The sequence below is a fragment of the Cellulomonas rhizosphaerae genome (assembly GCF_003470205.1).
Classification (GTDB): Bacteria; Actinomycetota; Actinomycetes; order Actinomycetales; family Cellulomonadaceae; genus Cellulomonas; species Cellulomonas rhizosphaerae.
In genome coordinates this window covers 1-10,107 of the sequence record NZ_QWKP01000189.1, presented here as the reverse complement: position 1 = coordinate 10,107, position 10,107 = coordinate 1, and the positions used below count along the sequence as shown (strand labels likewise).

The 10,107-nt window shown below is 73.1% G+C and carries 12 protein-coding genes; 5 read left to right on the top strand and 7 right to left on the bottom strand.

Annotation, left to right across the window (positions count from 1 at the left end):
- Nucleotides 1–76: 76 nt before the first annotated feature.
- From D1825_RS09210 to D1825_RS09200, 3 genes are read left to right on the top strand one after another with little or no spacing between them, the layout of a single operon-like run.
- Complete coding sequence (locus D1825_RS09210) at nucleotides 77–712, top strand: Pr6Pr family membrane protein (RefSeq protein WP_118767130.1); 636 nt, start codon at nucleotides 77–79, stop codon at nucleotides 710–712.
- A gap of 25 nt (nucleotides 713–737) precedes the next feature.
- A complete protein-coding gene (locus D1825_RS09205; protein WP_118767129.1) occupies nucleotides 738–1,280 on the top strand; it encodes a YbhB/YbcL family Raf kinase inhibitor-like protein in 543 nt (180 codons plus the stop codon).
- A 10-nt stretch (nucleotides 1,281–1,290) separates the two neighbouring features.
- Nucleotides 1,291–1,857, top strand: coding sequence for a YbaK/EbsC family protein (locus tag D1825_RS09200; protein WP_118767128.1), 567 nt, complete (start codon nucleotides 1,291–1,293; stop codon nucleotides 1,855–1,857).
- On the opposite strand, the gene D1825_RS09195 is transcribed toward D1825_RS09200, so the two are convergent.
- Nucleotides 1,854–2,261: a hypothetical protein gene (locus D1825_RS09195; RefSeq protein WP_118767127.1), complete on the bottom strand. Its 408-nt coding sequence runs from the start codon at nucleotides 2,259–2,261 to the stop codon at nucleotides 1,854–1,856. The genes D1825_RS09200 and D1825_RS09195 overlap by 4 nt on opposite strands.
- A 64-nt stretch (nucleotides 2,262–2,325) precedes the next feature.
- Between D1825_RS09195 and D1825_RS09190 the strand changes: the two genes are divergently transcribed.
- Together D1825_RS09190 and D1825_RS09185 are read left to right on the top strand one after the other, a co-directional pair.
- Nucleotides 2,326–2,667 carry an ArsR/SmtB family transcription factor gene (locus D1825_RS09190; protein WP_118767126.1) on the top strand — a complete coding sequence of 114 codons (342 nt, stop codon included), beginning with the start codon at nucleotides 2,326–2,328 and terminating at the stop codon, nucleotides 2,665–2,667.
- Nucleotides 2,664–3,125: an SRPBCC family protein gene (locus D1825_RS09185; RefSeq protein ID WP_118767125.1), complete on the top strand. Its 462-nt coding sequence runs from the start codon at nucleotides 2,664–2,666 to the stop codon at nucleotides 3,123–3,125. Before D1825_RS09190 ends, D1825_RS09185 begins: the two co-directional genes overlap by 4 nt.
- Nucleotides 3,126–3,128: 3 nt before the next feature.
- On the opposite strand, the gene D1825_RS09180 is transcribed toward D1825_RS09185, so the two are convergent.
- From D1825_RS09180 to D1825_RS09155, 6 genes are all read right to left on the bottom strand, one after another.
- Nucleotides 3,129–3,518 carry a PPOX class F420-dependent oxidoreductase gene (locus D1825_RS09180; protein WP_118767124.1) on the bottom strand — a complete coding sequence of 130 codons (390 nt, stop codon included), beginning with the start codon at nucleotides 3,516–3,518 and terminating at the stop codon, nucleotides 3,129–3,131.
- Between the two features lie 145 nt (nucleotides 3,519–3,663).
- The gene (locus D1825_RS09175; RefSeq protein ID WP_118767123.1) at nucleotides 3,664–4,116 is read right to left on the bottom strand and encodes a hypothetical protein; all 453 of its coding nucleotides are present in this window, start codon (nucleotides 4,114–4,116) and stop codon (nucleotides 3,664–3,666) included.
- A gap of 36 nt (nucleotides 4,117–4,152) precedes the next feature.
- Complete coding sequence (locus D1825_RS09170) at nucleotides 4,153–4,962, bottom strand: TrmH family RNA methyltransferase (protein WP_233549784.1); 810 nt, start codon at nucleotides 4,960–4,962, stop codon at nucleotides 4,153–4,155.
- A 61-nt stretch (nucleotides 4,963–5,023) separates the two neighbouring features.
- A complete protein-coding gene (locus tag D1825_RS09165; RefSeq protein ID WP_118767122.1) occupies nucleotides 5,024–6,346 on the bottom strand; it encodes an MFS transporter in 1,323 nt (440 codons plus the stop codon).
- 18 nt (nucleotides 6,347–6,364) lie between these two features.
- A complete protein-coding gene (locus D1825_RS09160) occupies nucleotides 6,365–9,259 on the bottom strand; it encodes a hypothetical protein (protein ID WP_147356259.1) in 2,895 nt (964 codons plus the stop codon).
- An 81-nt stretch (nucleotides 9,260–9,340) separates the two neighbouring features.
- On the bottom strand, nucleotides 9,341–10,107 hold a 767-nt coding region (locus tag D1825_RS09155; protein WP_118767120.1), incomplete at its 5' end, for an ABC transporter ATP-binding protein.

Genomic DNA, 10,107 nt, shown 5'->3' with positions numbered 1-10,107 from the left:
ATGGCAACCGGCGATGGGCTCGGATACGTTCGCGCAGGCCGCAGCGTTGCGGCGGGTACGAGACGAAGGAGCGGGCATGCGGATCGTCGTCGGGCTGTACCGGTTGGCGCTCGCCGCCGTCACGTTCGTCGCCCTGTTCTGGGCGCCCAGCACCGGCGTGAGCTTCGAGCTCACCGACTACGTGTACTTCACCAACCAGTCCAACCTGCTGCTGGCGATCGTGATGACGTGGGCGGGCGTCGCCGCCCTCGCCCGGCGTCAGGGACCCCCGCTGTGGCTCATCGGCGCGGTGACCCTGTTCATCCTCATCACCGGCCTGGTGGCCTACCTGATCCTCGACCCGGCGCCTCCGGGCGAGGAGATCATCACGCTCGGTCTGACGCACGACCAGATCGTGCACCGCCTGACCCCGATCGCGGCGTTCGTGCACTTCCTGCTCATGGTTCCGCACCGTCGCCTGCGGGTCTCGCACGCGGCATGGTGGCTGCTCTACCCGGTCGCGTACTGCGCGTTCGCGACCGTGCGCGGCCTGGTCTCCCCCGGCAGCGCCTACCCCTACCCGTTCGTCGACGTCTCGGACATCGGCTACGGCGGCCTGCTGCTCAACGTCGTGATCTACGGGATCGGGTTCTTCGTCCTCGGCCTGGTCCTGGTGGGCATCGACCGGCTCATGCCCGCGCGGGCGGTCCTCGACGACTCGTCGCGCACCTGAGGGCGACCCGCACGATGATGGCCAGATGACCTCGCTGACCCGACCCGTCGCCCCGCACCCGTACGACCTGCTGCCGCCGGTGCCCACGTTCACCGTCACCAGCGACGACATCGCCCACGGCGAGCGGCTGCCCGACGAGCACACCAACACCGACCGCGGCGACAACGTCTCCCCGCAGCTGAGCTGGTCCGGCTTCCCCGAGGAGACCCAGTCGTTCTGGGTCACCTGCTTCGATCCCGATGCGCCCGGCCCGGCCGGCTGGTGGCACTGGACGCTCGTCGACCTGCCGAAGGACACGACCTCGCTCGAGCGTGGCGCCGGCTCGCCGGGCGGGACGCTGCCCGCCGGTGCGTTCATGCTGCGCGGCGACGACGGCGAGCCCGTCTACAAGGGCGCCGCCCCGCCGCCGCGCGACCAGGCGCACCGGTACTTCTTCGTCGTGCACGCCCTGTCCGCATCCTCCCTCGGCCTGAGCAAGGACGCGATGCCGGGGGCCGCGAACACCGCGGTCGTGTTCCACACGATCGCCCGTGGGCTGATCGTGCCGACCTACCAGAACGCTGGGTAGCCTGCCGGGCATGACTCTCGGGACCCTGACGTGGGCGCGCGCGCTCGACCACCTCGACCTCGTGGCCCCCAGCACGGCCGCCGCGCTGACCGCCTGGGCGGCCGACGAGCCCCGCGTGGCCGACGAGGTGCTCGTGGCGCAGATCGACCCGGACCTGGCCGACACGGCCGCGCTGACCGAGGCGTTCGACCTGCCGCCGTCCGCGTCGGTCAACTGCGTCCTGGTCGCGGGCCGACGAGAGGGCACCGAGAAGATCGCCGCCGCGCTGGTGCGAGCCACGACGCGGGCGGACGTGAACTCGACGGTCAAGCGCCTGCTCGACGTGCGCAAGTGCTCGTTCCTGCCGATGGACCGCGCGACGGCCGAGTCCGGCATGGAGTACGGCGGGATCACGCCCATCGGCCTGCCCGACGACTACCGCGTCCTGCTCGACGCCCGCGTCACGGTCGACGACCCGGAGGCGGGCGGGATCGTCGTGATCGGCTCGGGCGTGCGGCACTCGAAGATCGCTCTGCCGGGCTCGCTGCTGGCGACCATGCCCGGCGTCGAGGTCGTCGACGGCCTGGCTTTGGACTAGGCGACGGCCAGCACGCTCAGCACGAGCGACGCCAGCGCGCTCAGGGCGAACAGCATGAGCCACACCGTGCGCGCCCGAGGAGCGAGCCTGATCCTCGGCGCCTGTCGTCGGCCCGTCTGCGCCAACGCGACCACGCGCGGGCGGTAGACCGCGAACGCGACCAGCGCCGCCGCCGCGACCCCGGCCTCGACGGCCGACGAGGTCGTCCACCCCTGCTGCAGCCCGAGCGTCAGCCCGACACCGAGCATCAGCAGGCCGAGCAGGAAGCACGCCCCGCGGATGCGCACACCGCGCACTGCGGCGGCCGAGCCGCCCCAGTCGACGAGCCCGCCGCGCCGGTTGAACAGCAGGACGATGCTCGCCGCGAGCGGCACGGACGAGAGCAGCACCAGCAGGTCCCCCATGGCCCCATTGTCACGGATCGCCGACGGGGTTAGTGTGTAAGCAATTCCTTACATACGGAGGGCCATGCCAGCCACCGACGAGCTCAGCCGGGTGTTCAGCGCCCTGGCCGACCCCACACGCCGCGACATCCTGACCCGCCTGTCCCACGGGCCGATCAGCGTGGGCGAGCTCGCGGCGCCCTACCCGATCAGCCGACCGGCGGTCTCCCAGCACCTCGGCGTGCTCGAGAGCGCGGGCCTCGTCGAGCGGACCGTGGACGCCCAGTGGCGGCAGTGCAGCATCTGCGAGGAGGGCCTCGACGACGCGTCCGCGTGGATCGCCGAGCGCAAGGCCGAGTGGAACGAGCGGTTCGACCTGCTCGAGGAACGCATCCGTGAGAAGCGACGACAAGGAGAGGCACGATGATCGACACCACGAAGGGCTTCACCCTCACGCGCGAGATCGACGCGACGCCCGAGGAGCTCTGGACCGCCTGGACCGACCCCGACGAGCTGGCGCACTGGTGGCACCCGCGCGGCGTGACGACCCCACGCGACAGCGTCACCGTCGACCTCCGCGTCGGCGGCGCCTACACCTACACGATGGTCAACGACTCGACCGGCGACGAGTACCCCACCGGCGGCGTCTACCGGGAGATCGTCCCGACCGAGCGCCTCGTGTTCACGTGGGGCAACCCGGACGACGACCCCGACGACGCCCCCGTCGTCACGGTCACCTTCGAGTCGCTCGGCGAGCTCACGCTCATGACCTTCCAGCTGCAGGGCGTCGACGGCACGCCCGGCGACGAGTCGTTCTACGACGGCTGGGTCAGCGCGCTCGACGTCCTCGTCGAGCACGCGCAGGGGCCGCACGTCTTCGGCTGAGCCTCAGGCAGGGGTGATCCGCACGATCACGCGGTTGCCCTGCTTGCGACTGAGCTTCTCGACGAGCATGAGGACGCGGTACTGCAGCCCGTACTTGGCGCGCATCAGCCGCGTGACGGTCGCGAGGATCGCCGCGTCGTCGCGCACCTCTGCGGTGCCCGTCAGGACCGGTGCGTCGTCGGCGACCTTCCCCGTGCGGCTCGACGGTCGCAGCTCGACGCGGCTGTCGTTGCGCAGCCGCTTGACCTTGCCGCTGGTCGCGGGGGTAGTCACCAGCAGGTCCTCACCGTCGCGGACCAGCCAGACCGTGGTCGGGACGCCGACGCCGGTGCGACGGAAGGTGGTCAGGGAGACGAAGCTCTCGTCGCCGATGGCGCGCGTGGTGAGGGGCATGCACGCACGGTAGGCGCGTTCCGCGCCAAGCGCCCGGCGGTGGAATCGCGTTGCTTCGATCGGGGTGCCGCGCGACGATCGGGACCGGCTGGCCGCCCTGACGGTAAGGGCTCACGCGGGTCGTCCCCTCGTGGGTTCGAGAAGGTCAGGAAGTAGACCCCGGTGAGCCGCCAGTCGCCTCCGCGCCCGGCATCTGCGCCGCGAGCCGCGCCGCACCAGCAGCCGTGTCCGGGTCGTCATCCTCGACGAGGGTGGCGAGGACCGACACCGTCAGGCGCCACTCGGCATCAGAGTGCCCACACGTCACCGCGTCCACCAGCCAGTTCGCCGTGTCCTCGTCGGCTCGTACGAGTGCCGACGCGATCAGCCGGATCCTCTCCGCATCATCTCGGGCGACCAAGGCCAGCGCGGTCTCGGACGTGACGAAGGTGTTCTCGGGATCGAGCAGGAGCGCATCGAGCCGGTCGGCGACGGCACCGACGTCTTCCGAACCCGCCAGAACGACGCCCGCGGCAGCACGGACCCGGACGTCCGGATCCCCCCACTGCCTCCAGCGCCTCGGCCAGCGTTCCCGGCAGATCCGTTCGGGGCTCGGCACGCTCCGCCCACGCCTCCCGGAACGCCTGCCACCAGCTCACCCCCGCGACGCCCAGAACGCCACCGCGCTCGCCGCGGCCACGTTGAGCGAGTCGATCCCCCTCTGCATCGGGATCCGCACGACGACGTCGGCCGCGGCCAGCGCGGTCTTGGACAGCCCGTGCCCCTCGGACCCGAGCATCCACGCCACGCGATCGGGCAGGTCGGCGGCGAAGTCGGCCAGGTCCACCGAGTCGTCGCTCAGCGCCAGCGCGGCGAGCGTGAAGCCTTCGGCACGCAGCGCCTGCAGGTCCTCGGCCCAGGACACGGCTCGCGTGTAGGGCAGCGTGAGCGCGGCACCCATCGAGACGCGCACGCTGCGCCGGTAGAGCGGGTCGGCGCAGTCCGGCGACAGGACGATCGCGTCGATGCCCAGGGCGGCCGCGCTGCGGAAAAGGGCACCCACGTTGGTGTGGTCGACCAGGCCGTCGAGCACCGCGATGCGCCGGGCCGACGCGACGAGATCGGTCATCGACGGCAGCGGCGGACGGTGCATCGCCGCCAGGGCGCCGCGGTGCAGGTTGAAGCCCGTGAGCTGCTCGACGATCTCCGAGGTCCCGACGTAGACGGGGATCGGCCCGAAGCGAGCCTCGGCATCCGCGATGAGGTCCTCGAACGTCGAGAGCCACCGCTCCGTGGTCAGCAGCGAGCGCGGCTGGTGGCCGAGCTCGAGCGCGCGACCGATGACCTTCGAGCTCTCCGCCATGTACAGGCCCTCGGCGGCTTCCTTGGAGCGGCGCAGCCGGACGTCGGTCAGGTCGAAGTAGTCGCTGAGCCGGGGGTCGCGGGAGTCGTCGATGTGCTCGATCACGACGAGGATTCTCCCAGGCGTCGGCCCGGTGCTCGGACCGGCGACGTCGAAGACGTGGTCACGCCTCGCGTGACGAAGTCTTCGACGCGCGGCTGGACGCGCGCGCGCCGAGCGCCGCCGCGGCGCAGCCGAGCACAGCCGCCGCGGGGACGACGGCGAACGCGGCGTGGATGCCGACCGCGTCCGCGAGCGCTCCGAGCGCGAAGGGCGCGACACCGACGGCGATCCCGCCCGCGAGGGTGGCTCGCGACTGCGCGGCGTCGCCGGCCGCGGGGGCGGTCGCGATGAGCAGCGAGATCGACAGCGGGTACTGCACGCCGAAGCCGAGCCCGGTGACGACGAGGCCGACGATGGCGACGGCGGGCGTCGTCGCGGTCCACAGGATCGCCCACCCGCCGATCGAGACGAGGAAGCCGGAGACGAGGATGAGCGCGGGCGGGACCCGCAGCGAGATCGGCCCCATGACGAAGCGGATCACCGACATGCCCGCGACGAGCCCGGCGGTGGTGGCCGCCGCGATGCCGGCGCCGGCGCCGGTCTGCTCACGCACGAGGTCGGTGGACCAGTACGTGGTGGTCATCTCCAGGGCGATCGCCGCGACGAGCGAGGCGAGGAAGCACCAGGCGGGCAGGCGGTTGAGCGCGCGGCGGTCGGCCGCCGAGTCGTGCGGGTCGGTCGGGTCGACGACGGCCACCGCGAGCGCCTCGACCGAGCCGAGCAACGGCTGCTCGCCGTCGGCGCGCAGGGTGTCGCCTCCGTGGGCGCGGCGCGCGGGCGGCGTCATCGCACCGCCGACGGGCATGCGCGCGAGCATCACGGCCGTGACCGCGGCGATCAGGACCGTGACGGCGACCGCGGGGCGCCAGCCCCAGCCGATCGCGACGCACGCGCCCACGGCGAGCGGTCCGATGAGCCCGATCGAGGAGCCGACGCCGTTGGCCTCGGTGACGGCGGCCGACGCGGCGGGCCCGTGGTGCAGCGCGAGCCCGGGCTGCGCCGCGCTGATCGCGATGTTGCCGCCGATCGCGAGCACGACGACCGCGGTCAGGCTCGAGGGCAGGTCGGCCGCGGTGACCAGGGCGACGATGCCGATCGTGATGGCCGCGTAGGCGACGAACAGCGCGGCCCGACGGCCGTAGCGGCGCACGAGCCGCGGCGAGAGGAACGCGGCGACGATCCCGCCGCCGGCCATCGCGGTCCCGTGCAGGCCGGCCTGCGCCAGCGAGATGTCGAAGTCGTCGGCCAGCAGCGTCACGCTCGGGTTGAAGCTGTAGAGCAGCCAGCCCCAGATGACGAAGTTGCCGTAGAACGCGAAGGTCAGCTGGTCGCGGTGGAAACCGGCGCGCTTCTGTACCGCGTCGACCTGCGGATCTCCGGGCATGTGCCGAGGATAGGGCCGCTAGCTCCCCTCCTCGCGCAGCATTCCGACGAGCTCGTCGAGCTGCCCGCGGTACTCGGGCGCGTTCGGGTACCCGCTGTGCGCGGCGATGGTCAGCAGGTAGGCCACGTCGTCGACCTCCTGGGCCGGATGGTCGATGCCCGTGCCGTCGGCCGCGTACGCGTCGACGGGGAAGCCGATGAAGTCCGTGCGCCGCCACAGGCTGCGCCACCGGGTCGGGCGGCCCGGGGTGGTCAGCGACTCGACGACCGTCACGGCGTCCGGCGTCACGTCCGCCGGCAGCGCCCGGGCCCACGGGTCAGCCGCCCACAGCTTCGCGGGCGCGACCGGGTGGGTACCCAGGACGGCCGGGCCGAACAGCTCGGGGAAGAACCGGCCGAAGTACGCGCGCAGCTGGGTCCCGTAGGTGAGCAGCGCGACCCGGTCGTCGCGCGGGCCTGCCGGTCCGTCCCACCGCGCCAGCAGCGCGGCCACCGCGACGACCCCGCCGAGGCTGTGGGCCGAGATGACCACGCGCCGGTCCGCCAGCGCGCGACGGCGGCTGGCCGGGACCTGAGCGGGATCGAGGTCGTCGCCGAGCCAGGTGTCGATGCGTGCCCGCAGCTCGGGCACGACCCGCTCGGCGTAGCAGGGCGGCGCGAACGGGTGGGCGGCGCGCGGCAGGAAGCACATGAGGTCCCACAGCAACCCCCACGGGCGGGCCAGCGACTTCTTGGAGCCGGCGCCGACGACGCTCGCGACGACGAGCCCGAACGCCAGCACCACGGCCTTCGTCGACCACTGCACGCCCAGGTCCCACACGTCGCCCCAGAACCCGGCGACCTCCTCGTCGGGGTCCGGCAGCAGCAGCGTGCCCACCAGGGCGAGGAAGAACGCGGTCCCGACCACGCCGACGATGCGCTCGGCCCGGTGGGCGAGGGCGGCGTGCCGGCGCCCGCGCTGGATCGCCTGGTCCACGCCCTTGTCAGTCTTGGCCGGGGGCGCGTCGCCGGGGATCACGGGCAGCGGCCGCGAGCGCAGCGCCCCCATCCGCGCCGACAGCACGATCATCAGCACCGCAAGAACGGCGATCACCGCGACGCTCATCGCGGCGAACTCGACGTACCCGGGCGGCGTGACGAGCTGCACCGGGGCGGCGACCTGCACGGTGACGGGGTCGCGCAGGCGGTCGTCAGCGGCCACCTCGCCGAGAGCAGCCGTGACCTGGGCGGGGACGGTCGCGTTCTCGGGCGCGCCCGGCGCCTGGAGCCACGCGACGACGCCGAGCACGGTCGAGGCGCTGAGCACCATGGCGATGCCCGCCGACGTGGCGAGCAGGACGAACGGGCCGCGCCCGGACCAGCCCTCGCGGCCGCGGGTGCGGTGCCGCGCGTTGGAGACGACGGCCACGACGAGCAGCACGACGAACGCCGCGCCGGTGGCCGAGCGCGCCAACACCCCGCCCGCCCCGTCCGGCCAGAGCAGGGCGGTCACCGCTCCCCCGACGGCGACCACCACGCACGGCGCCCAGACCAGGGCCCGCAACCGCGAGCGCAGGCCGACCGCCGCGACGCACAGCACCACCATGAGCCCGATGAGGATGCTCGGCACCGCGGCGAGCCCGAGGAACGGCACGGCCGCCGGGTCGCTCGGCCGCAGCGGCCCGTCGCCGCTGCCCGCCACCGCGACGACGGCCCACACGAACAGGCCGAAGCCCACCCCGAACAGCGCGGCGTCGCCCGCGCGGGACACCTGCGCGTCGGACGTCACGGCCGGGCGCGAGGCGCCGTGCGGCAGCGGGTCGAGCCGGACGCGCGCCACGCGCCACGCGACGACCACGAGCAGCGCCAGCCCGACGGCGATCATCACCGCCCAGGACGCGTTGCCCGACGTTCCCCACACGCCGGGACCGAGGCAGCCGCGCGCGCCGAAGCCGGTGGCGTCCCAGCACTCCGGCTCGTCGCGGTACAGGAAGTGCCACGCGAGCAGCAGCGCGAGCAGCGCGAACGCGGCGGACAGGTGCTGGTACCAGAGCACCGACGAGCGCTTGGCGTGGGTCCAGAAGCCCGGGCGGGCCAGCATCGGCCAGACCTTCCCGTCGTCGCTCGCCCGGTCCGACGTGAGACCGCGGGCCTTCGTGCCGGACATCCGCCGCTCGTAGCGCAGCCTGCCCGTGGACCCGACCGCGGCGAGCGCGAGGACGGCCGCGGCGGCCAGGACGGCGAGCAACGCGGTGCGCGACCCCGAGGACCAGCGCGCCCAGGAGTCCAGCTGGTCCGGCAGGGCGGAGCAGGTCAGCACGTAGTCCACGGTCGTCGTGCCCTGGCCCGGGACGGCCACGTCGAGCGTCGTCCGGGGGCCGTAGCACTGCGCGCCGACGATGCCGAGCGCGACCGTGGCCGTCGTCGCGACCCACAGCAGCGTGAGCGCGAGCCCGAAGAGCCGGACCAGCCCGCCCGCGGCCGACGAGCGGCGACCCGTGGGCTCGTCGGCGTCCCGCGTCCAGTACGCGACGTTCGCGAGGCCGAACGGGATGATCAGCACCCACAGCGCGCGGATGACGCCCGCGACCAGCCCGCTGGCCTTGCCGAGGGCGGGAACGGTCGACAGGCGGGCCATCGCGCCCCACGAGTAGCCCTCGCGCCGCACGCCCGGCGGCGGGACGCGGGGGTCGCCCGCGGGGCGCTCGGTGCCCAGCGCTCGAGGCGTCGCGGCCCAGAAGCTGCCGAGCGCGTCGCCGTCCACCTGCTCGATCTGGGTCGGGTCGAGCCCGAGCATCGCGGCGGGCGGCGTGTTCGCGACGCCGTGCACCCGCAGCTCGAGCACGTCGGGCGAGGGCAGTTGTGCATGCTGGGCCGCGCGCGCAGCCGACCGCCCCAGGATCCGCACCAGCGGGCGCATGCCGGTCCCCCTCACGTCGCGTCCCTGCTCCAGGGGCGTTCCGACGCTATCGGGAGGCAGCGCGTGTCCGCTATGCCCGTTTCACGCAGGTCCCGTCTACTCCTCGGTCACCGCCGCCGCGAACTGGCTCGCGTACAGCCGCGCGTACGCGCCGTCGGCCGCGAGGAGCTCGTCGTGCGAGCCCTGCTCGACGATCGCCCCGTTCTCCATCACCAGGATGATGTCGGCGTCGCGGATGGTCGAGAGCCGGTGCGCGATGACGAACGACGTGCGGCCCACGCGCAGCGCGTTCATCGCCTGCTGCACGAGCACCTCGGTGCGCGTGTCGACCGACGAGGTGGCCTCGTCGAGGATGAGGATCGTCGGGTCGGCGAGGAACGCGCGCGCGATCGTGAGCAGCTGCTTCTCGCCCGCGGAGACGTTCGCGCCCTCGTCGTCGATCACGGTGTCGTAGCCGTCGGGCAGCGTCCGGACGAACCGGTCGACGTGCGTCGCCTCGGCGGCCGCGACGATCTGCTCGTGGGTCGCCGACTCGACGCCGTAGGCGATGTTGTCCGCGATCGACCCGCCGAACAGCCACGTGTCCTGCAGGACCATGCCCATCTGCGAGCGCAGCGCGTCCCGCGTCGTCGCGCGCGTGTCGACGCCGTCGAGCGTGATCCGGCCGGAGTCGACCTCGTAGAACCGCATGAGCAGGTTGACCAGGGTGGTCTTGCCCGCACCGGTCGGCCCGACGATCGCGATCGTCTGACCGGGCTCGGCGACGATCGACAGGTCCTCGATAAGCGGCTTGTCGGGCGAGTAGCTGAACGCCACGTGCTCGAACTCCACCCGCCCGCGCACCGGCGACGGCAGCGGCAGGG

Coding starts and splice junctions, on each gene's coding strand:
- D1825_RS09210 (WP_118767130.1), top strand. CDS start 77: ATGCGGATCGTCGTCGGGCTGTACCGGTTGGCGCTCGCCGCCGTCACG.
- D1825_RS09205 (WP_118767129.1), top strand. CDS start 738: ATGACCTCGCTGACCCGACCCGTCGCCCCGCACCCGTACGACCTGCTG.
- D1825_RS09200 (WP_118767128.1), top strand. CDS start 1,291: ATGACTCTCGGGACCCTGACGTGGGCGCGCGCGCTCGACCACCTCGAC.
- D1825_RS09195 (WP_118767127.1), bottom strand. CDS start 2,261: ATGGGGGACCTGCTGGTGCTGCTCTCGTCCGTGCCGCTCGCGGCGAGC.
- D1825_RS09190 (WP_118767126.1), top strand. CDS start 2,326: ATGCCAGCCACCGACGAGCTCAGCCGGGTGTTCAGCGCCCTGGCCGAC.
- D1825_RS09185 (WP_118767125.1), top strand. CDS start 2,664: ATGATCGACACCACGAAGGGCTTCACCCTCACGCGCGAGATCGACGCG.
- D1825_RS09180 (WP_118767124.1), bottom strand. CDS start 3,518: ATGCCCCTCACCACGCGCGCCATCGGCGACGAGAGCTTCGTCTCCCTG.
- D1825_RS09165 (WP_118767122.1), bottom strand. CDS start 6,346: ATGCCCGGAGATCCGCAGGTCGACGCGGTACAGAAGCGCGCCGGTTTC.